This is a genomic window from Desulfurococcus sp., assembly GCF_038881575.1.
In the GTDB taxonomy this organism is placed as follows: domain Archaea; phylum Thermoproteota; class Thermoprotei_A; order Sulfolobales; family Desulfurococcaceae; genus Desulfurococcus.
Genome location: NZ_JAVZPN010000002.1, coordinates 63192 through 85302, shown reverse-complemented (window position 1 = coordinate 85302; position 22111 = coordinate 63192). Strand labels below are relative to the sequence as shown.

Genomic DNA, 22111 nt, shown 5'->3' with positions numbered 1-22111 from the left:
AAGGCTAATACCACTGTTCTTCTAGGTTTTAAGCCTAACTCCATGAGGGCTTTTACAGCGTAAAGGGATGAAACAATTGCCTGTCCATTATCCTCACTGCCTCTACCATAAACCTTGCCGTCTCTGATAACGGGTTCAAACGGCTTTGTAACAGTCCACTTGGATAAATCGCCTGGGGGAACAACGTCGAGATGACTCAGTATCCAGAGCCTAGACGCATTAGGGTCGCTGCCCTCATAGTATGCTAGAATATTGGGTCTTACACCGTGTTTAACACGGGGATCAGGAGCGTCATACCTCTCTATCTTTGTAAAGCCCCAGTCCTTGATTATATCAAGCAATCTAGCAGCTTTATCGTACTCGCCTTCACCACCATTGTCAGGCCCAATGGCCGGTATACTGATCAACTCGGAGAGAGTCCTAGCCATTTCATCCCGCATGGAATCTATTCTAGCGATCACCCTATCAAGCAATCCTATCACCATTATAACATTGATCCCGACACTAATTAAAAAGTAGATATAGAGACATCCTATTGAAGGAGCTTTCAGTTATAATCCTCATTCTTAATAACACAGCATTCACAATTCACTGAAACAGTAACATGGCTGAACCCAAATATTCCTATACCATCATATCAATCAAATTGTAGAAGAGGCTTCCCGGTAATTGGGATCATCTGCTTCGAGTCGGCCTCGGTGAGAGGATCTAGTGTCTAAGCCGCCAGTTAATATAGCCAGGCTGGAATCCGATTAATCCTTCCTTACTCTATAATTTTGTTTAAGGATTAAGAATATAAGTTGAGGCACGTTTAAGATAATGTGGTTATGGCTATGTACTTCCAAAACGAGATCGTGAAGGAGATAATTGAAAAGTATAGGCAGATATGGTCCATAAGTCATGCATTATCTCTAATGAGCTGGGATAGCGAGACCTATATGCCTAAGGCAGGAGTGGAAGAGAGGGCTATCGCCAGAGCTGAGCTCAGCCTACTTGCCCAGCAGTTAATACTCAAACCCGAGTTTGTACAGCTTGTCGATAAAGCGAGTGGCTTAGAGGGATTGAATGATTATGAGAAGGGTGTTGTTCGAGTACTCCAGCGTGAGATAAGGATTATGAAGGCGATACCTCCAAGCCTCTTAGCTGAACTAGAGAAGACGACTCAGGAGGCGATACATGCCTGGAGGATGGCTAAAGAAGCAAACAACTATGAGAAGTTCAAGCCCTACCTAGATAAAATAATCAAACTCACGAGGGAGAAGGCGGACTACTTAGGCTGGAAGGAGCACCCATACGATGCCCTGCTGGATTTGTACGAGGAGGGTTTGACCACGCGAGACGTGGATAGAATTTTAGAGCCCCTGGCTAAAGAGCTGAAAGCCTTGCTGAGTAGTGTCGTGTATGAGGGCAGATTCCCTCAGAGACACCCGTTGGAAGACGAATGGTATGAGAGAGACTGGATGGAACGGGTTAATCTAGAGGTCCTGAAGATTATAGGCTTTCCTATTGGCGAGAGATCTAGGCTCGATGTCTCAGCGCACCCCTTCACAATATCCATCGGCTTGGACGATGTCAGAATTACAACAAGGTATGAGGGATTCGACTTCAAGAGGAGCCTGTTGAGCACTATACACGAGTTTGGCCATGCTCTCTACGAGTTGCAGATCGACCCAGGCTTGAAATACACTCCCCTAGCCGAAGGCGCGAGCCTAGGCGTTCACGAGGGGCAGAGCCGTTTCTGGGAGAATGTAATCGGTAGGAGCCGTGAATTCGTAGAGCTCATATATCCTATATTAAGAAAGAATCTCCCGTGGGTAGGCAGATTCACGCCTGAGGACGTCTACTTATACTTCAATACTGTTAGACCAAGCCTCATACGCACAGAGGCTGATGAAGTCACATACAACCTCCACATAGTATTGAGAGCTAGGCTTGAGAAGCTGATGATCGAAGGCTCAGTTAAAGCCGGTGATCTGCCTGAGCTATGGAACAGCTTGATGGAGGAGCTGGTTGGCGTTAAACCTAAGACTTACAGTGAAGGAGTTCTACAGGATATTCACTGGAGTATGGGCTCGATAGGCTACTTCCCAACATACACTCTAGGAAACATTGTAGCAGCCCAGCTTAGGCACCATATTGAGAGAGAACTGAAATTATCCGAGAAGATCTCCCGGGGAGAATTCGAGTCTATAAGAGAATGGTTGAAAAATAAGATTCACAGGTACGGTAGGACATACCCACCTAAAGAGCTTCTCAGAATGGTCTTCGGGGAGGAATATTCGGTAGAACCACTCGTAAAATATTTGAAAGAGAAATACGTGGGTTAATCTCTGACCTCCTCTTCGCCCTAAAAGGGTGGGGTTTCCTTTAGGGGTTCATTGGTTTCCTCTATTTACTTGGGTTTACATTTTCATCTTGGGATAGCCGAGGGGGGTAAGTGGGGAGTATAGTTGACAATATGCTCGTTATGTAGGACGCACATAGATCACAGGAGGATGGAAAGGGCTACTCAAGTGCTTCAGGCACAATAAAGTATTAATTGTGAATGTAGACCTAGTTAGCATTCAATATATTGCCCAGGAAGAAGCCCATAACCTCAAGCCATGTACCAAGCAGGGTAGGGGTACACGCCTAAGGCCAGACATGGAGCCGAATCCTCAGCCTTCGCTGAATGTAGCCTCTAACCCCCGCAAAGACCTCGCCCCTTAGAACAAGGAGGAGAGGCTTGCTGGAAAAGTCAACCGTAATATTTAAATACATCGCATATCTTAATTATAAAGAACTGGTGAGTATTTCGTGGATGGCTGGATTGTATTAGGAGTTCTGGCAATATCGATAGCTATCATGGTCTATCTTACCGGCAAGATAAAAGTAAATGCGTTCCTTGTTCTATTAGGCATTGCTATTCTAACAGGCTTGGCTTCTGGGCTGGGACCCGTCAAAACTATTCAAGCTGTTATGGATGGATTTGGTGCAACATTAAGATCAATAGGTATAGTCATAGCTATAGGAACAATTATCGGTTATATCCTTGAGAAGACTGGCTGAGCTGTTTCTATGGCTGAAGCAGTTCTACGAATTGTAGGTAAAAAACGAGTTCCCGAGGCTATGAACATTATAGGGTATATTATATCAATCCCTGTTTTTTGTGATTCGGGCTTCGTAATAGTGAACCCATTGAATCATGCATTGTCTAAAATGGCTGGGATCTCGATAACAGTAAGTGCTATCGCATTAAGTACAGGTTTATACGCTACTCATACATTAGTTCCACCTACCCCTGGTCCGATAGCTGCTGCGGCAAATTTAGGAGCGGATCTCGGACTTGTCATATTTTTTGGGCTGGTAGTGGCAGTCCCCGCAGCTCTTTCAGGGCTTTTCTACGCTAAGCTCGTGGGTAGCAAAATATACATAGAACCGAAAGTCGAAGTCGGCTATGAGAAAATTAGAGAAGAATATGAGAAGCTGCCTCCTGCTAGCCTAGCTTTCGCATCATTAATCGTCCCAATCGTGTTAATAGTATTAAAATCGGTGGCAGAGTTCCCAAGTAAACCATTTGGAAGCGGATTATACGTAGATATTATAAGGTTCTTGGGAGAGCCGGTCATGGCACTTTTCATCGGTATGATTATTTCATTCCTATTAGTACCTAAATTTGATGAAAAAGTATATGGACCGGAAGGTTGGGTTGGAGAGGCCCTGAAAACAGCTTCAATAATCATATTGATAACAGGAGCAGGAGGATCATTCGGATACGTAATAAGACAAACAGGAATAGGTGAGTTTCTCGGTTCATTAGCCTCTGGCTACGGCGGAGGGAAATTATTAGGATTAACAATAGCTTTTGGCATAGCCGCATTGTTAAAAACCGCGCAAGGTTCGTCAACTGTTTCCCTATTAACCACATCTGCAGTGATGGCACCATTTCTTTCTACATTCGGCCTTGATACTGTAATGGGTAGAGTTTTTACTACACTAGCAATTGGTGCTGGATCAATGGTTGTCAGTCATGCAAATGATAGCTACTTTTGGGTTGTGACGCTTTTCTCTGGCATGACGCCAACACAAGGGTATAAGCTTCAAACCATGGCAACTTTGATTGAAGGATTAGCGGCTTTCATCACGGTATTGATACTATCTGTAGTTTTCATTTAAACCGGAAGTTGTACCAAAAATTATATCTTTTTATCACTTATAGGCATCTATCAAGGATATGAAAATGTCATTAACGTTTGTTCCAGTATAACCGGTTACTAATGTTTTTCTAAGTTTATTAAAGAACGTGAAACTATCGTTGTTTTTTAAACTTTTAACCGGATCTAAGCCATGCTGTATCGCTTCAGAGACTGTCTCCCAGTCTACGAGAGCTCCTGCAGCAGGGCTAATTCCATCAATCCCGTCTGTGCCCATACAGGCTGCTGATATGCCTTTCTCACCAGCTATAGCTATGGCGAACGATAAACATAGTTCTTGATTTCTTCCACCAACTCCGGAACCTTTAACAGTAACAACGGTTTCACCGCCAGCGATTATAGCTGCAGGAGGGCGAACCGGTTGAGAAAGCAGTCTTATACTCTTAGCCACAGCTGCTAAAACCTTTGCAACTTCCTTGGCCTCGCCTTCCAGGAACGGGGTCAATATTAGAGTTTTATATCCCCACTCTCTCAAGTCCGAAGCGATATTCTCTAAAACCATTTTATTATTTAGAACAACAAAGTTTAAGACCTTTGAAAAAATCGGATCATCCTTCTTCAAAGTATCCGTTATCTCTCCTTTCAATCCCTTCTCGAAAATACTTTTAATTCGTGGTTCTAACTCGTCCCATAATCCATATTTTACAAGTATTCTATATGCTTCAATCCAAGTTGACGAATCAGGAGCTGTTGGTCCGGAGGCAATGAATTCAAGTTTATCTCCTACTACATCGCTAATAATGAGAGAAATTGTATGCTGGGCTTTTATATACCTAAGTAGTTTCCCACCTTTAACTTTTGATAAACGTTTCCTTACTGTATTCAATTCAACAATATTGGCGCCTCGCTTCATTAATTCCTTGGTAATCGATTCAATATCTTTAAGTTCTACTCCTTCTTCAGGTATTTCAAACAATGCTGAACCTCCACCAGATATAAGCACGATCAATACATCATTAGAGCTTATTTTACTTGTAAGATACTCTAATAGTTTTCTAGATGACTTCAAGGTATCGTTTCCTGGGATGGGATGATTCCCTTTTAGTAATTCAACAGGTCCAAGACGCCCCTCCATGTCAGGCGTGATTACAACGCCTCCCACAACTAAATCCCCGAGCTCGCTCAGTACGGCCTCAAGCATCCTCTTAGAGGCTTTTCCAAAACCCACTACGTGCAATCCGCCATTTACCTCAACGCGTTTATCTCCAATAATGAGAATATTTCCTTCACGAATCACATGTCTCCTTACCGCGTTATAAGGGTCTGCATATTCTAATACCTTGTTCATTATTGTTGCAAGCAATGAAAACCATGGTTTAACCGAGACTTCTTCAAAATTAATTATACGGCTCATAGACAGCATCCCAATTAGCAATTATTGAACAAAATATATTTAAAATTAAAACTGACTTCTCTTTAACTCTATGACCATTTATCATTGTATACAATATATCATTAATAGACCAAGCTGTACTTATGAAATTAGAGAGTGTTAAAAACTCTAGGATTGATAAATCGCACCAACCCTCCGCGTTTTACTTGTTAAGGTATATTGAGTTCGATGTTAACTTAGTGAAAAATGAGACGAGTAGTGCGGCGGCCGGGATTTGAACCCGGGATCTCCGGCTTGGGGGGCCGGCGTCCTAGTCCAGGCTAGACGACCGCCGCTCATCCGTATAAATAGATTATGATGGTTGAATTTATAAAAATTCATGATTTACCGGATCCATGCTTAGGTTATTATATCGATTCATCTACGTGTTATATAGTAGAGTAGCAGGGCTAGAATCACGGCCACACCTATACCTACGCCTATTGATGCAGTATAGTCGAGTTCTTTCACGGTTATAGTAGTTGACTGGGTAGTGGTTTGAGTCACGGTATTAGTAACCGTGATAGTGGATATCTGAGTCATTGTGGTTGGAATTGTTTCCTTAACAGTAACTGTAGTGGTATCGGTCTTGGCCACAGTGGTGGTTACAGGCTGGGTAGTGGTTTGAGTCACGGTCTCAGTCTTAGTAATGGTTAACGTGGTAGGCGTGGTAATTGTTTGAGTCACGGTCTCAGTGGAGGTCACCGTGGCCGTAGTAATATTAGTTACAGTTATAGTTGATGTAATAGTTGTAGGCACTATTACAACCTGAGTTACCGTTGTCGTCACCGTTGTAGTCATACCCGGCGTTGTAGTCGTAGTGGTCGTAGTCGTAGGAGTCGTTGTTGTAGTAGTGGTAGTAGTCGTCGTAGTGGTAGTAGTTGTAGTCGTAGTGGTGGTTGTGGTTGGAGTGAGTATCTTAGGCTCGTTATAGACTCCTTCAACAGAGACTATCATAGTGCTTCCAACCCCTAGGATCAATAGCTTATTATCAGCAACCATTACTGGGAAAAGTGGGATTGTCTTCAAGGTTTTCACAGTGTAATTCAATGGTGTTAAATCAGGCCTATAGTACGCTATCACAGTATTATTATTTATCTTCTCTCTGAAGGTTAGGAGAACCATGTTTCTAACGGGGTCATAGAGCCCTCTAACCCAGTCTATGCTTGCAGCCACTGGCACGCTCTTAACTATGATACCGTTAAAGTCTACTAGAGTCGCGTTGTAGTTGCCATAGCCATCGCTATATACTACAATCCATCCACCTCCATTGAGGGGTATGACGTAGGGGTAGTAGGAGTAGTTATCGCGTAGACCACTAGCCAGGGTGCTTGGTTCTTTCACAGTAATATTATTTGTTACATCGTAGACGAAGTAATCCAGTGTAGTACTAGTGCCATTGTATACAACGAGGACACGGGATACCGAGCCATCAGTGCTCATGGCTGTATGGATATTACCGTATAATGCGTGATAGTAATACGGATGCGAAGTACTAGCTGAGATAGGCGAAGGCCCCTGAGACCCAGGCCTAGTATCAACCGGTATCCAGACTAGATCCGGCATACCCGAGGAGTTTACATAGTACATTACAAGTCCTATGTCATGCCATGTATCGGGGTTCCAGCCCCTAGCAACTATCACACCCCTACCACTTACAGTGTCAACCATAACCCTTGAGAGATACTCGAAGCCGACTGCTGTAGCGTTAACTGTTTGACTAACGTTAGTTTGAGAGGCCAGTACTATTGAATTCAAGAGGGTTGCAGGAGAGCCTAGACCACTATTAATACCTGCAAGCCTGACATAACTGGTATAGATGTTTGTCGCACTATCTCTTATAGTCGTAATATATGACACAAGCCATCCATCGTAACCTGGTAGTCTGAACACCACCGGGGCATACTGGAAGTTCTCGATACCTATATATCCTTGCACATCGATATTTCCATTATAGTTTATGAACGCGTACTCTAGGCTCCTCTGATACCTTGTTCCATTAATAGTATCCTCAAACTGGCTCCATAGCACTAGTACACCACTACTATTTGATGCAACGCCAACGAAGCCCTGGAATCCGTTTATAGATGTTCCATTGTAGCATGTGAGAATAGTTGGTGTGTAAACCCCTCCGCCAGAATTCATTATCCATGCTATCACCTTAGGCCGTGGGTTATTCGTTGAGGAATACTCCTCCATCACTGCGAATACATGGCTTCCACTGTAACCAGTATACATGAATCCATTATGTGTTGAATAATATCCGGGATTAAAACTAGTTATCGTTGTCGATGATACCGTGGGAGAGTTGTCATTGGTGTCCAAGTATTCCTCGTATAGACTCCATGTACTGGGGTTGAACTCGTTGTCTGTGAAATTATATACCTGGGCATATCCGTTTTCCACTAACCACTCATTGATGTTGAGTAAGTGTGTTGAATTATATCTGAGATAGGCTACCGCGATTATCCTACCGTAGTCATCGACGCCTTTAATGGAGTCTATGTCGAGGTAGACGACTGGTCCATATGTAGTGACCAGGTTGGTTAGATTGCCGAGTGCGTCCTGCCCCTCGGTGGTATTTAATTCGGGGGCATTGATATCAGCCAGCCTAACAGTGTCCCTGTAATCGCCTGCAACCATTATTGCTGGTGCGATCCTTAATGTGTCACCGTCCACCACACTTGTAACTACGACCCTCGCATCTGGGAATGGTAACTGGTATGTGCCCACTACTCCCGGCACATGATATATTAGTATGGATGCTATTGAGAGGATTATCGGGAACATTAATAAGATAGTTGCAACAGACTTTCCACCCATCATAATTACACCTCATAATAAATATATTCGTTGGTAAAATAAAAATCTGGTTAAGAATAGAGAGATAGGCTAGTGGGAGTCTCCACTATGTAGCGGTTGAAAACCAGTATTAAGCCGGAACATATATCGGGGCTCTCCTGCCGCCACTGTATAGTTTAAGTATTCCTCTCCTCTCGGCTTCCCTGAGTATCTTCCTGGCAACGCTCACCCTAATATTGAGCTCCTGGGCGAGTATGTATGGCGTATAGTATTTTACCCCTTGCTTGGATACCGCTGTCTTAAGTCTTTTCAAGATGTCCTCTGTAGGCTCAAATATATTTGCCCTGAATTCTTTACCGCTGGACGCTTGCTGTGCAGGCTTCTTCTTCTCTGACATGTGTAATCACCTAATTCCTATATGAGTAGTATTTAAGGTTTAAAATTATTTCAGAGATTCAAAGATGCCACTTACTAATTGCTAAAATATATATAGAGGTAGACTGGAGCGAATAACGCGACAGAGGTGATCTCTGGTATAGCCGCTCCCCTCGGCACCCTATATGTGAAGTAAATAGTCCAAACCACTATTACTACAACTAGTGCCGTCGCCGAGTATAGTTTAACAATCCTCACCTCCTCCTTCAAGGTTGCTAGCAACAGAAACAACGCTATCCCGATGAAGAATAAGACTGATACAATAAAGTGGAGCAAGCCATATACCTCATCAAATACTCCGACTAGGATTAATGAGACACCTGTATACATGAGCACCATATTGTAGTGTTTATCTATACGTTGCGACACAATGGCTGCAGTGTATGCTGAAAGCCCTCCGAATACGAGTCCTATATTAAACAGGGGGGCTACACTGCTTTTAACTGCGTGCCCTAGATCACTGAGAGCGTTGCTAAATATATTGAACCATGGAGAGTACGTCATCGATGCAAGTATGCATATAAGAGGTATTATTACCGAGGCTAGGGGCAGGTACCTAGTCATCATACTCCTCACTCAACCAGGTTTCTAATATATAGCTTATACGCTGAGATAAATATCACTATTGTCCAAGCGAGTAGCCCAAGAGCATTGTAGGCGAGATCTATGCTTTCAATGTAGCCGAAGCTCCATCTATATATACTGGTAGCCATGGATAAGGGAGAATAATTGACTATCGGGGAGGCGAACCCCAGCCTAGCCTTCACAACTGTCTCAGGGTAGAATATATTTGAGACAAAGAAGAGTATATTGTACATAAGCGATCTTATTGTAGCCTGCAAGTTGAAGTCCCTTGTAACAGTCGACAGCGAAATAGAGAGACTAGCCATCACGGCCGCTAGTAGAAGAGTTGTATAAAGTATGTAGAGCCACCTAGTTAAACACGGCATCCCCAGTATTATCACAGCGAATAATAGGAAGCCAAACTGGTAAATTAGGCCCCTAAGCACCCCACTTACTATACGTCCAATCGCTAGCACTGATCTCTTAACCGGTAGTGAAACCAAGTATAATGTAACCTCCCTCCTCAGCTCTATACCGACCTCCCTACCAATACTGAAGGATGAAATAAATATTGAGAGGCTTAGGATCCCCGGCGTAATGAACTTTATGTAGTCCGGTATAAGTACTGGGTTAACTATCCCCCTGAAGATCAATCCAAAGATAAGTATATCGGCTAGGTTCATAGCTACCTGACCAGCCAGCCAGTACTTATACCGCCAGAAACGCGATAAATCCCTTTGCGCAATAAGTAGTATCAGTCTGACATCCTCCAGCATTACTTCCACCCGCCTGCCTCAAGCTTCTTAGTATAATGCTCTATAGCCAGTATACTCATCCCGATACTGAAACCCAGGATGTAAAGTACTAGTGCGTATGGGGAAATAGTGTATACCGTGAACTCGGGTATGAATAGGAGTCTTATGAAATCCGTGATGCTTGTTAAGGGGTTGAATAACGCTGCATAATAGTAAGGGGCTATCCCTATCGCCTGTATTATGGGTAATGGATAGAATATACTGCTCAACCTTACCAGTATGGCGTCAATGGTGCCGAAGAGTATATCGGTTGCATCGGTTGACTTCACATTTACCACCACGAGTATCACTAAACCCACTACACCGATGGAGAATATGTAAGCCATTATTATTGAGACGAGTAAGCCGGTTAGGTTTAAAGCATTCACAGCAATTAATACGATGAGCATCATGGGTAATGTGAATAATAATGCAGCAAGGGAGCACCCAAGTATCCTGCCCAGCACGAAGATGTTTCTTTTAACGGGGAGAGATAAATGGTATTCGACTATTCCATCATCGAATTCATCCGCTATCACGTATCCCCTTGATATGCTTGTTGAATACAGTATCGACACGTATACTCCTAGCAGGTAAAATTCATAGTAGTTTATCCCGGCTAACTGCCTAACTATAAGGGACATGGCTCTTGCAAATATGAATACCTGGATCACAAACCAGCTAAGCCTCATTGCAACGAAGACTTTCTGCGTCTTCAACCTCTCTAAATCCCATTCGATAATATGGATTAAATTCCTTAGATCACTAAGAGAGAACACTACCCCTCTCCCCTGAGACTGGCTCCTGTTAAATATGTGAATACATCGTCGAGGGTTGGCTCCTTGATCATCAGCCTTGACACGGTGATATTGTTCTTCTTTAATAAGTCCACTATATCTACTACCTTCTCCTCCCCTTTCTCAAGGTATACCCTGAGAATACTATTCTTAAACTCTACTCTACCATACTCATTAAGCCTCTCTACAATAGTATTGGGAAGTCTATCATTGTTAACCTGTATCTCCACCACGTCGCCGCCTGGAATCATATCCTTGAGCTCGCTGATAGTTCCAAGTGCTCTTAGACGACCCTTGTATATTATAGCTATCCTCTCGCACACTCTTTCCGCCTCAAACATATCATTGGTTGCAAGTATAACGGTTGTACCCTCCTTCTTCAACCCTTCTATTATGTTCCATAAGGCATGCTTTGCTAAGACGTCTACTTGAGCCGTTGGCTCATCCAGTATTGCGAGCCTCGGCTTCTGAATCAATACCTTAGCCAGCTCCACTTTTTTACGAGTGCCACCGCTTAACTGGTAGAAGTATTTATTACGGTGTTCCCAGAGCCCCAGGGTTTCCATAACCTCCCTTACTACTTTCCTAGCTTCTTCACCACTATAGCCTACCACCTTTGCATGCCACATTAATAGATCATATGGCTTATCCACCCAGAGGGCTTTGGGATCCTGGAAGGCTATCCCAGTGATTTTTCTTACAGCGTAATCCTCTCGTGTAACGCTGTGTCCATACACGTATATGTCGCCGCTCGTAGGCTTATATATAGTGGCTATGGTAAGCAGGGTCGTTGTTTTACCAGAGCCGTTTGGTCCGAGGAGACCAAAGATCTCCCCCTCATATATATCCAGGTTTAAATCGTCGACAGCTGTGAAATCACCGAATTTCTTAGTAAAAGAACGTATTTCAACCGCGTGGGTTCTACTCATTGCTAAAACCCTGATTGGTATTTTACATAGAGTTAACTAATCATGTTAACTCCGCCTTTAAACTTTATGATTTAAGCCATTGAATCGTACGCGTGAGGTGCCTGGGCTGGTTTACAAGCCCAGATACTTGGTATTTCATAAAAATATTTATACTTGGAGAATTCTCTAAGAAAATGGGTAGAACGTATGTTTGAGTATCTAGAATACTTGACAATAATTGCAGCACCATTTTATCTGGGAGCTATTATGCTTTACACGCTCAGAGCCATCAAGGGTCCCTCAATACCTGATATAGTTTTAGCCATAGATTGTATAGCATACGACCTAGCAGTATTCCTAGCATTAATCGCCCTCTATTATCGCTCGCCAATAATGATCACTCCATCACTACTTCTCTCCCTATGGGCATACCTGCTCGATGTTTTTGTATCAAAATACCTTGCATCAAGGAGGGTGGAGGCTTGATCGAGGCTGTTTTATTCTGGCTTGGCTCAGCGTTATTAATCATCGGCGGAGTATTCGATTTCATAGCATCAATAGGGCTCTTAAGATTCCCAAACTTCTACGTGAGGCTACACGCCGCGACGATAGGTGCCATATATGGAGCTGTCCTCCCATTGCTCGGCGTCTCATTAGTCGCGCTTGGCTTACCCGAGTTAGATGGCAGATTCATTATTGCAGGTGGAGCCTTCGCAACAGCCATAATACTACTTATAATTGCACCGGTCGGTAGCCATGTCCTCGCTTATGCTGCACACAAGTCCAAGAGCATTGAATGGAACCCAGTATATGACGCCCTTGAGGAGGATGAGAAGTGATCCTGACAATACTTCTACTTGTATTCAGTAGTCTTCTAAGCCTCGTATTTGTTTACCTAGCTGTAACCGAGAAGAATCTATTGAAGGCGATAGGCTTCTCCGCTGGGCAAAGCATAGCATATAGCATCATATTGCACGCCTTCGCCGCTACCGACATAGTGTTAACCTATATTGCTGTATCCGTTGGGATCTACTCTGCAATACTAGTATACGTGGTTAGCAAGACCGAGAAGTACGAGGTGTAAACATGAATAGGTACCTGGTTTTAACAGTATTACTGGCTTTCACTATTATAAGTGCACTGGTATTAGCGTGGCTTAACCTGGTGAATCCGCCCACCACAATCAAGACCCTAGGACTCACCTACATAGAGAACACTTACTTCGGCCCATACTCCTCCATGAGCCCTGAAGCCGTAACAGCAATCGTATGGGACTATAGAGGCTTGGACACCGTGTATGAGACGGCCGTATTCTTCCTAGCCATTGTAGGTGGGTTAAGCGTCTTCAGAGGGGTTAAAACCAGGGCTTCAGCGATGAAGGGGATCGGCCTCACAGGCATTGCCAAGGCCTCTACTAAAATAATAGCGGTAATGATTATAGGTGCATCAGCTAGTATAGCTTTACATGGCCACTTAACACCAGGGGGAGGCTTCCAGGGTGGTTCAACGCTTGCTGTGGCATTCCTACTCATCATACCCATCTTCTCAGTGTATTCACTGCTTAATATGAATATAACCTCTGAGAAGCTAATAGCAATCCGTGGAATAGCCCTTACAGCGATAGGGGTCGTAGCGCTATTACCGGTTCTAAAGAACCTCCCACTTGTATCAAATATCAGCTTCTACCCTTCACACATAGCTGGGATGCTTACCAGTGGAAGCCTCTTCTTCTATAATTTATTCGAGTATATAGCTGTAGCCTCCGGCTTCACGGCTGTATTCATTTATCTATCACTAGCAGGAGCGGAGAGTGAGGAGAAGTGAGCGCTGAGGCTTTTGCCTGGTCTATATTATTAATAGTAGTGGTCTTAAACTCCCTGATCTCGATCTATGGCATAGTGTATAGGAGAAGCCTAGTGAAGAAGTTGATATCGCTAACCATGTTATCTGACACGGTGTTCGTGATATTCATAATGATAGGATATAGAATAGTCTATCCATCAGTGCCACCTATATTCACGAGTCTAACCAGTGAATACCTAGAGTATTTAAAACAGCATGCCGTGGACCCCCTGCCACAAGCCCTCGTGTTAACAGGCATAGTTATAGGTATGGCTGTGAACGCATTGATAGCATTCGCTATAATACAAGCATATAAGTTGCAAGGTACAACCGATGCAAGGAAGCTAGTGGAAGCCGCGTTAAAGGAGGTGCCTGAGGAATGATAGAGGAGTTAGCGACAGCCCTACTAGTATTCATGGTATACATACTCGTAGCAGGCGGCCTCACGCCATACGATATTGCTACAGGACTATTGGTAAGCACCATCACTGGATTAGTTACGGGCAAGTACTTGATTAGGAACCCGAGTAAGATACTACAACCCCAGCGACTCATTCTACTTATATTCTACTTTTTCAAGTATCTCACGATAATAGAGTTCAAGTCGCATATGGATGTTGTAAAGAGAATCTTTAACATGGATATTAAGCCCGGTATAGTTAAAATACCGGTAACAGTTACCTCAGAATATGCCAGGTTATTAGTGGCTAGCTCCATTACAAATACTCCAGGTACTGTTGTCGTTGACGAGAGAGACGGCTTCTTCTACGTGAACTGGATTAATGTATCAACCAAGGACCCCTTAGAGGCTAGGCGCTTAATAAGCAAGGAGTTCGAGACCTATGCTTCGAAAATACTTGATTAAGAAAGCAGGTGATTAGATGAGCCCCCATGTAATCGGCTTAATACCCTTTATACCTGTCTTGGGCGCGTTTCTCACACCCCTCGTATACCTAGTTTCCAGGAGCAGGCTCATAGTATTTGTTCACGGAGTATTATTCACCCTTATCACACTTGTATTATCGATACTGGGGTTTATTCAAGCATACGAGAGTAACACACCCAAAGCCTATCTCATGGGTGGGTGGCCTCCACCACTTGGAATAACCTATACGCTTGATAAATTAACAGGGATACTGGCGTTAACCACCAGCCTCATCCTAGCCGTGATCATGGTGTACAGTGTGGAATACATAGTGGATGATGGATATCCATGGTATGTAACACTTATGTTAGGGGTTTTCTCAGGCATACTGGGTGTTATAATGACATCGGATGTCTTCAATTTATTCGTTATGTTGGAGGTCACGGGTGTATCATCCTACGGGCTTGTAATGTATTACAGGCACAGGGCTGGCCCGATAGTCTCAGGTATAAAATACGCCTTCGTGGGAGCCATGGGTACAACCCTCTACCTTCTAGCACTGGCAATAATATATAATGTATATGGATCCCTGAACCTCGTGGATTTATCGTTGAAGACGCATGGATACCGGGGGAGCTCAATAACGTATATGGGTACAGGCTACGATGCCGTGTCAATAGGTTTAATCATGGCTATCTCGTTCTGGACGTTCAGCATTAAAAGCGGTGTATTTCCTAATCACTTCTGGCTACCTGACGCGCATCCAGCAGCCCCATCACCTGTCTCAGCAATGCTGAGCGGGTTGATGGTTAACACTGGTGCTGTGGGACTATATAAAATCCTTTACCTGATATATGGTGGAAGCATACTGGATTCATTGACCCCGGCTAGGGATGTTATATCGTTCCTAATCGTGTTAACCGGGGCTTTCTCAGCAGTTATAGGTGCTTTACTAATGAATATCCAGGAAGACGTAAAGAGAATGATAGCTTACTCCACAGTCATGAACACAGGCTATATATTCATGAGTATAGGAGTCTTAAGCCCACTCGGTATCTTGGCATTCCTATATTACACTGTGGTACACTCGCTTGCGAAATCCACCCTCTTCCTGAGTACGGGCTTACTGATAAAATACACTGGTAGCCGTAGGATAAATGATCTAGCCGGGTCATTTAAGACTCATATCATACCCGGAGTAGCCAGCGTTATATCCCTGCTCACGTTATCCGGGATACCGCCTCTCCCAGGCTTCCTAGGCAAGCTACTCCTATACAACGCGTTATTCAGTTACAACCCTGTATTCGCTATAGTTATGCTGATTGCAAGCGCTATAGGTCTACTAGCATATATGAGGTTATTCTTCATACTGGTCTTCGAGGCACCTGCAAGGAAGACTATTGGAAAAAGGTTCCTGCTTTCAGAAGCATCCACCCTGGCCATCGCGTTATTCACGTCGATCGTGGGGATATTACTCCTGTTTCGCCAAGACTTCTTTGATGCATTATTCATGGAGTCCGTCAACCAGGTTGCAGACGTCGTGAAATACATGGAGCAACTAGCATCATCACTAATCTAACCTGAGAAACCTGGTTTTTCCAGGCACAGTATATACAACAAAGGAGTGAAAGCAGGAAAACTTTTAAATTCCATTATACATTTTGTGGATACCTGGGGCCCGTAGCTCAGCTTGGTGGAGCGCCCGGCTGATAACCGGGAGGACGCGGGTTCAAATCCCGCCGGGCCCATAATCAATTATTGTTTCTCTTTCTCACTGTAAAAATACATCATTACGTCGTTTATCGAGAGACCAGTGACCTCCCGTAATCTCTCAAACCAGTACCTGTGTTTGGTGTAAGATAATTCAAGCTCGTGTGGATGCATTGCAGGGCACAGTATACAGCCTAGCCTGGTGAAGCCTTCGTCGTACAAGGGGTTTAACTCTATTCCCTTGTTCACTAGGTATAATTGAACCAGTAACCTACTCCACCACTTGATCGGTAATATCCTTGTGACTTCAGGTATTAAGGGATTTCTACTTATCCTCGGCGTCTCGGCTCGACTACTGCTTTCTCTACTTCTAGATCCATCGATAACGAATCTTATATCGTGTTCCCTGTAGAATCTCCTTAAGGGTTCAAGCTTCAGTATTCTAGTACACCACCTGTTATCGCGCGTGGGTAGTCCACGAGAAGCAATCTCGTTGAGTGGATCCAATCCCGAAGACACTACATGAGGCGTTAAGCCGAGTTTATCGAGTATTCTTAGAGCATATTCTTTGACACCGGGTAGATCCATACCTGTATCTACATAGACCACCTTTATCCTTGCATGACCTAACGCCTCTTGAGATAAAACCAGTGAAGCCGTTGAATCAGCCCCACCACTATAGGAGACCGCTATACCATCCGTAACATTCTCCAGTGTTTTCTTCAGGAAGCCCACAGCTTCGTTGATGGCTGTCTCAAGCAGGCTTCTATTAGCTTCTACAACCTGTATAATACCTGTAGCTGGGAGAGGCTTGAATCCTTTCGGTGCTACATCCTTTACTTTGACAAGCTTCTTTGATGCATCAATAACCCTTGCAACACCGACATATTTGTCTAAGTCTAATAGAATCCATCGCAGACCATTTATATCCCCAACCACCTTCACTTTTTTGCCTTTCAACCATCTCCCATAGCCGGGCTCAGCCTCAACACTGTATGCACCTAGACTGTTGAGTAGACTGGCTAACCCACCGCTAGGATGGATCATCCATTTTTCCCCTATCCTATACTCCACCACACCCAGTCTCACCCCATCAGCGAAAACCTCTAGTGTTAACATGCTCCGTGACGAGGGATTAGGTGCACGATGGATGAGCACGTTTCTATCTTGAAGACGATAATGGATCTTGAACTCGGCTAAGATCAATTCCTCTACAAGCCTCTTCTCGAATGAACCCGCCAGCCAGTAATCATGCCTCATCCTCCATTTCCTACAGTTTAATCTAGGAGCATTCCTCTTGTTATCCCAGCACACCCATCCATCATCAATGATGACGTCGTTACCCATGAATACCACTTCTATACAGCTTCCACTATCAGGGTATAATAGCAATCTCTACACAGTATTTAAAGCTGGGGAATCCTCACAGGAATCATAGATTCCGCCTCAGATTATACAGGGCTATAAAATTTATATCTCTAAAGGCGTTTAATATCTATTGTGATGTATATGTATGGCTGGTGGGGTAAGGCACTACTAATAGATTTAACCAGGAGTAAGGTAAAAGAGGTAAGCATAGAGCCAGAGATACTACATGGATTCATCGGTGGAAGAGGCCTAGCGGTTAGACTCCTATGGGATCTAATCCCTCCAGGAGTGGACCCGTTATCACCATATAATGCATTAATAGTGGCCTCAGGCCCTCTCTCAGGGCTACCATTACCCAGTAGCGGTAAACTGGTTGTCGCATCTAAGAGCCCGCTGACAAATGGCTATGGGGATGGTAATATAGGATCCATGGCCAGCCACCACTTAAAGCACAGTGGCTACGATGCACTCATAATCACAGGGGCATCCAAGAAACCCGTCTACCTCTACATTGAAAACGGTAGAGTAGAGTTCAGGAGTGCCGAGGATCTATGGGGGCTTGACACCTTCACCACAGAGGAAAAACTGGTTAGAGAACATGGTAGAAACATTGGCATACTTGAAATCGGGCCGGCGGGAGAACACATGGTTAGATACGCCACAGTGATATCCCAGAAGGGGAGAAGCGGGGGGCGCCCAGGTATGGGTGCCGTAATGGGCAGTAAAAAGCTGAAGGCGATAGTGATCAAGGGAAACATGGAGCCGCCTGTAGCCGATAAGGAGGCCCTTAGAAAAATATCCGAGGAAGCCTATAAGAAGATTCAGAGTAGCGATAACTATGATTACTGGATTAGACAAGGCACAATGTCCACAATACAGTGGAGTCATCAAAACAGCGTCCTACCCACAATGAACTTTAGGGAGGGCGTGTGGGAGCTATATGAAACCATAAGCGGTGATTTAATGGAAAAACTGAAGATAAATAGAAGAGGATGTCCTTACTGTAATATGCAGTGCGGTAATGTTATTGGCGATGAAGTAGGAGAGGAGAGCGAACTAGACTATGAGAACGTTGCAATGCTGGGCAGTAATATATTATTAGAGAACTTGAAAAGAGTTGCCGAGATAAATAAGCTGGCTGATAAACTAGGGATAGATACCATAAGCCTGGGTAACTCGATAGGGTTCTATATGGAGGCCAGCGAGAGAGGGTTAGTTAAAGAAAGAATTGAATGGGGCGACTTCAAAGCCGTGAGAGAGATAACCATTGATACAGCGTATAGACGCGGGTTAGGAGCATTCATAGCTGAGGGAGTTATGAGGATGGCAAGGAGTATTGGTAGTGAAGCACTCGATTTCGCTATGCATGTGAAGGGTTTAGAGGTATCTGCATACAATTGTCACACAACTCCCGGAATGGCCCTGGCATATAGCACATCTCCTATTGGAGCCCACCATAAGGATGCCTGGATAATAAGCTATGAAGTTAGAACGGATAGATCATCGTATAGCAGGGATAAGGTTGAACGCTTAATCTTCCTGCAAAACATGCGTGGAGGAATGTTTGAGTCGCTGACAACATGTAGGCTTCCATGGGTTGAAGTAGGCCTCGACCTCGAGTACTACCCAAGATTCCTTTCAGCTGTAACTGGTTTAAAATGGAGCCTCGACGATATAAGCGTTACTGCCAACAGGATCTACACGTTGATAAGGGCATTCTGGATACGCGAATACATGGGTTGGAGTAGCTCGATGGACTACCCGCCCACCAGATGGTTTAAACACCCACTTACAAAAGGACCGTATGCGGGTTCACACCTAGATATCTCTAAATACAGTGAAATGTTAAAGATATACTATGAAACACGTGGCTGGGATGAAAACGGTGTCCCAAAGAAGGAGACTCTCATAAAGCTGGGGCTAGACTTCACAATACCTGTTCTAGAGGACCTTGTGAAGCTACAGTAGATACCTAAATATTTTTATTTTTAAACAAACAAGTTATCTATAACTCCCCCAGTATAACCCAGAGGTATCTCAATGCATAGACTCAAGGGTAGAATAATCACCGGGCTTGGTGAGGGAAGTAGATACGTCTATCTATATCGCGACAGGTTCCTTAAAATCCTCGGGATAAATCCCTACCCAGGTACATTAAACATAGAGTTAGTTGAGCCGCGATTCTTCAACATAGAGGACTATAAATACATCGAGGTGGATCCACCTAGCCAGGCATATGGTAAAGTACTTGCCGTCAAAGCTAGAATCAAGAATATACCGGTATACATTATTAAACCATTAAAGACCAGGCATGCCTTAAACATTATTGAGGTTATATCAGAGCATAATCTACGTGAAGCACTCGGTGTTAAAACCGGAGACGTAGTTGAGATATATATAGAAGACTAGCGTCTGGATTCTTACTTGATGGAGATTTTGTCGAGAATACCAGTTATATTTTTAACGGGTACAACAAGGTGTTCTCCTCTTTCATAGTATGACTCCCCATTAACGAAGACTATATCGGGATCCATGAAGCGGGACACTGTTGCCCAGAAGTCGTCTTCATGCCTGATAATGGATGCCTTCAATGGATTCCCTAAGTCGATGACCTGTAGATCCGCAATCTCGTTTACATCTATAACCCCCTCTCCAACCCTGGTTATCCTGTAGGGTTCTACAAGTATTCTATAGAGTCTTCCCGAGTCCACCCCGCTCTCATATAGTATTGAGAGAGATGATATAGTGGAACCGGTACTTCTCAAATCCATTATCCTACACTTCTCAGTGATCCTCTGAGGTGAACAAGTTATATCGCTTAACACACCTATCTTCTCATCATTGAAATACATGTTGCCTTCTTTCACGAGCAGATAGTATAAGCCGCTTTTCTCCACAACCTCCCCTTCATGAATAATCACGACCTTTATGCCTAGTTCCCTCGATATTTTCTCCACGGGTTTCAAGTGCTCAGTATACACTATCGGCATAGTGATCCCGTTTGCTAAGGCGTTTGCAAACCCCACCTCTGCGAGCCTCTCAAGCTCGTCTCTTGATAGAGTTGAGAAATCATTGATGCCTAGTCTCCTAAACGGGTATTCCACTAGATCTACTATAGCGCTAAAGCCGTGAAGGGCTATAGCATGCCCCTGGAAGTCGTATTGTAGCTCGCTTAATTCATGCTCTGGTTCAGGAGTTTCACCAATAAACCCTATTTTACCGTTTTCCAGAAATATTACACCTTTTACAACCCTATCCCTGCTAGGGAACCATAGATTACTTAGCAGTACCCTGACGCCTTCACTCATGCGATAACCCCACTTGATCCCTATTATAAACCAACTAATATACTGATTAACCAAAATAACAATAATAATTATTCAAAATATTAAGGTGCAACGATAATTATGAAATATTGTGCCGGGATGGATTCGACGGGCGGCCTGAGCTGTGATGAACCATTGTAGCGTTCGACCGGCACATTTATCTGGTCTGAATAGGAGTAATAAATAACAAGAAGTGCCCAATGAAGTGCAGCGGATAAACTGATCCATGCAGTGATGAATACTGTGTCCGAGGGCTCTCACATAGGATAATTATATATGACCACTGCATAATGGTTTAGCCACATGGTGGGCACTATGAGTAACAGGATTATCGCCTTGATAACTGACTTCGGGTATAGGGATCCATATGTAGGCGTGATGAAGGGAGTTATAAAAAGTATCAACCCAGGTGCTGAAATAGTGGATTTAACCCATGGCATAAATCGCCACAACATTATTGAGGCAGCTGTAGTACTCATGGTTTCAGCTAGGTATTTCCCTCCGGGCACAATATTTGTGGTTGTCGTGGATCCAGGCGTCGGCAGTAACAGGCGGGCTATAGTAGTGGAGACAAGTAATTACATACTTGTTGGACCAGACAATGGGTGCCTAAGCCTCCTGGCATTAAAAGATGGAGTTAAGAGGGTGGTTGACATCTCTAATTCCAGGTACAGGCTGGGCAATGTATCACATACATTCCATGGACGCGACATCTTCGCCCCTGTAGCAGCATGGATTAGCCGTGGTATACCGCTCGAGGCGATCGGTACCGAGATACCTGTTGACTCATTGAAAACAATCAGAATTGAACCTCCTAGAATCAGTGATGACTTGATCGAGGGACACGCACTCTACATCGATATCTATGGTAATGTAATGACAAACATCAGTGAGGATGAAGCATACTCTATTCTTAGGCTCGGTGATAAAGTAGAGATAATACATCAAGGAGGAAAAAGCCAATGCATGTTTACAACAAGTTTCAGCATCGTTAACCCAGGCGAGGTGGCCTGCTATATTAATTCATGGGGATACCTGGAGATAGCGGTGAATAATGGAAGTGCTGCAGACGCATTTGGCATCATGCAGGGCTCGAGGCTCCTTTTCAAAAAACTACCATAGCTCAACCATGGCG

21 protein-coding genes, 2 tRNA genes and 1 pseudogene are annotated in these 22111 nt (G+C 43.9%); 13 read left to right on the top strand and 11 right to left on the bottom strand.

Annotated features, from left to right (window positions below; genetic code table 11):
* Positions 1-440: M20/M25/M40 family metallo-hydrolase (locus QXV08_RS02160; RefSeq protein WP_404991075.1), on the bottom strand; the 440-nt coding region annotated here is incomplete at its 3' end.
* A gap of 393 nt (positions 441-833) precedes the next feature.
* Between QXV08_RS02160 and QXV08_RS02155 the strand changes: the two genes are divergently transcribed.
* Both QXV08_RS02155 and QXV08_RS02150 read left to right on the top strand, forming a co-directional pair.
* A complete protein-coding gene (locus tag QXV08_RS02155; RefSeq protein WP_342821391.1) occupies positions 834-2327 on the top strand; it encodes a carboxypeptidase M32 in 1494 nt (497 codons plus the stop codon).
* A gap of 469 nt (positions 2328-2796) precedes the next feature.
* Positions 2797-4155 (top strand): annotated as a pseudogene (locus tag QXV08_RS02150) (GntP family permease).
* Positions 4156-4188: 33 nt separating this feature from the next.
* On the opposite strand, the gene QXV08_RS02145 reads toward QXV08_RS02150, so the two are convergent.
* The 8 genes from QXV08_RS02145 to QXV08_RS02110 form a co-directional block, all read right to left on the bottom strand.
* The gene (locus tag QXV08_RS02145; protein ID WP_342821390.1) at positions 4189-5556 is read right to left on the bottom strand and encodes a glycerate kinase; all 1368 of its coding nucleotides are present in this window, start codon (positions 5554-5556) and stop codon (positions 4189-4191) included.
* Positions 5557-5785: 229 nt separating this feature from the next.
* Positions 5786-5861 (bottom strand) — tRNA-Gly (locus QXV08_RS02140).
* Positions 5862-5943: 82 nt separating this feature from the next.
* Complete coding sequence (locus tag QXV08_RS02135; protein WP_342821389.1) at positions 5944-8388, bottom strand: thermonuclease family protein; 2445 nt, start codon at positions 8386-8388, stop codon at positions 5944-5946.
* A 109-nt stretch (positions 8389-8497) separates the two neighbouring features.
* Entirely contained in the window at positions 8498-8764 is a 267-nt protein-coding gene (locus QXV08_RS02130; protein ID WP_342821388.1) for a 30S ribosomal protein S25e, read from the bottom strand.
* A 74-nt stretch (positions 8765-8838) separates the two neighbouring features.
* Positions 8839-9369 carry a DUF998 domain-containing protein gene (locus QXV08_RS02125; RefSeq protein WP_342821387.1) on the bottom strand — a complete coding sequence of 177 codons (531 nt, stop codon included), beginning with the start codon at positions 9367-9369 and terminating at the stop codon, positions 8839-8841.
* 5 nt (positions 9370-9374) lie between these two features.
* Positions 9375-10142 (bottom strand): ABC transporter permease, encoded by a 768-nt coding sequence (locus QXV08_RS02120; RefSeq protein ID WP_342821386.1) that lies wholly within the window; start codon positions 10140-10142, stop codon positions 9375-9377.
* Positions 10142-10939 (bottom strand): ABC transporter, encoded by a 798-nt coding sequence (locus tag QXV08_RS02115; protein WP_342784461.1) that lies wholly within the window; start codon positions 10937-10939, stop codon positions 10142-10144. The genes QXV08_RS02120 and QXV08_RS02115 overlap by 1 nt, the downstream gene beginning before the upstream one ends.
* Positions 10939-11886, bottom strand: coding sequence for an ABC transporter ATP-binding protein (locus tag QXV08_RS02110; protein WP_342784459.1), 948 nt, complete (start codon positions 11884-11886; stop codon positions 10939-10941). Before QXV08_RS02110 ends, QXV08_RS02115 begins: the two co-directional genes overlap by 1 nt.
* A 186-nt stretch (positions 11887-12072) precedes the next feature.
* Here QXV08_RS02110 and QXV08_RS02105 point away from each other — a divergent pair, with 186 nt between their 5' ends.
* From QXV08_RS02105 to QXV08_RS02070, 8 genes are all read left to right on the top strand, one after another.
* The gene (locus QXV08_RS02105; protein WP_342784457.1) at positions 12073-12351 is read left to right on the top strand and encodes a monovalent cation/H+ antiporter complex subunit F; all 279 of its coding nucleotides are present in this window, start codon (positions 12073-12075) and stop codon (positions 12349-12351) included.
* Positions 12348-12704: a monovalent cation/H(+) antiporter subunit G gene (mnhG, locus tag QXV08_RS02100; RefSeq protein ID WP_342784455.1), complete on the top strand. Its 357-nt coding sequence runs from the start codon at positions 12348-12350 to the stop codon at positions 12702-12704. The genes QXV08_RS02105 and mnhG overlap by 4 nt, the downstream gene beginning before the upstream one ends.
* Positions 12701-12949 carry a hydrogenase subunit MbhD domain-containing protein gene (locus tag QXV08_RS02095; RefSeq protein WP_342784453.1) on the top strand — a complete coding sequence of 83 codons (249 nt, stop codon included), beginning with the start codon at positions 12701-12703 and terminating at the stop codon, positions 12947-12949. Before mnhG ends, QXV08_RS02095 begins: the two co-directional genes overlap by 4 nt.
* A gap of 2 nt (positions 12950-12951) precedes the next feature.
* The gene (locus QXV08_RS02090; protein WP_342784451.1) at positions 12952-13689 is read left to right on the top strand and encodes a Na(+)/H(+) antiporter subunit B; all 738 of its coding nucleotides are present in this window, start codon (positions 12952-12954) and stop codon (positions 13687-13689) included.
* Complete coding sequence (locus QXV08_RS02085) at positions 13686-14090, top strand: sodium:proton antiporter (RefSeq protein ID WP_342784449.1); 405 nt, start codon at positions 13686-13688, stop codon at positions 14088-14090. The genes QXV08_RS02090 and QXV08_RS02085 overlap by 4 nt, the downstream gene beginning before the upstream one ends.
* The gene (locus QXV08_RS02080; protein ID WP_342784447.1) at positions 14087-14572 is read left to right on the top strand and encodes a Na+/H+ antiporter subunit E; all 486 of its coding nucleotides are present in this window, start codon (positions 14087-14089) and stop codon (positions 14570-14572) included. Before QXV08_RS02085 ends, QXV08_RS02080 begins: the two co-directional genes overlap by 4 nt.
* Before the next feature lie 16 nt (positions 14573-14588).
* Positions 14589-16151 carry a proton-conducting transporter membrane subunit gene (locus QXV08_RS02075; protein ID WP_342784445.1) on the top strand — a complete coding sequence of 521 codons (1563 nt, stop codon included), beginning with the start codon at positions 14589-14591 and terminating at the stop codon, positions 16149-16151.
* A 95-nt stretch (positions 16152-16246) separates the two neighbouring features.
* A tRNA-Ile gene (locus QXV08_RS02070) sits at positions 16247-16320 on the top strand.
* Positions 16321-16327: 7 nt separating this feature from the next.
* Here the strand turns inward: QXV08_RS02070 and QXV08_RS02065 are convergent.
* The gene (locus QXV08_RS02065; RefSeq protein ID WP_342784443.1) at positions 16328-17629 is read right to left on the bottom strand and encodes a phosphoadenosine phosphosulfate reductase family protein; all 1302 of its coding nucleotides are present in this window, start codon (positions 17627-17629) and stop codon (positions 16328-16330) included.
* Positions 17630-17791: 162 nt separating this feature from the next.
* Between QXV08_RS02065 and QXV08_RS02060 the strand changes: the two genes are divergently transcribed.
* Together QXV08_RS02060 and QXV08_RS02055 are read left to right on the top strand one after the other, a co-directional pair.
* The gene (locus tag QXV08_RS02060) at positions 17792-19618 is read left to right on the top strand and encodes an aldehyde ferredoxin oxidoreductase family protein (RefSeq protein ID WP_342784441.1); all 1827 of its coding nucleotides are present in this window, start codon (positions 17792-17794) and stop codon (positions 19616-19618) included.
* Between the two features lie 72 nt (positions 19619-19690).
* On the top strand, positions 19691-20059 hold the full coding sequence (locus QXV08_RS02055) for a DUF120 domain-containing protein (protein ID WP_342784439.1): 369 nt from the start codon (positions 19691-19693) through the stop codon (positions 20057-20059).
* 11 nt (positions 20060-20070) lie between these two features.
* Here the strand turns inward: QXV08_RS02055 and QXV08_RS02050 are convergent, their stop codons facing one another.
* On the bottom strand, positions 20071-20958 hold the full coding sequence (locus QXV08_RS02050) for a hypothetical protein (protein WP_342784437.1): 888 nt from the start codon (positions 20956-20958) through the stop codon (positions 20071-20073).
* A gap of 333 nt (positions 20959-21291) precedes the next feature.
* On the opposite strand from QXV08_RS02050, the gene QXV08_RS02045 reads away from it, so the two are divergent.
* Positions 21292-22098 carry an SAM-dependent chlorinase/fluorinase gene (locus QXV08_RS02045; RefSeq protein ID WP_342784435.1) on the top strand — a complete coding sequence of 269 codons (807 nt, stop codon included), beginning with the start codon at positions 21292-21294 and terminating at the stop codon, positions 22096-22098.
* The last annotated feature ends 13 nt before the right edge of the window (positions 22099-22111 follow it).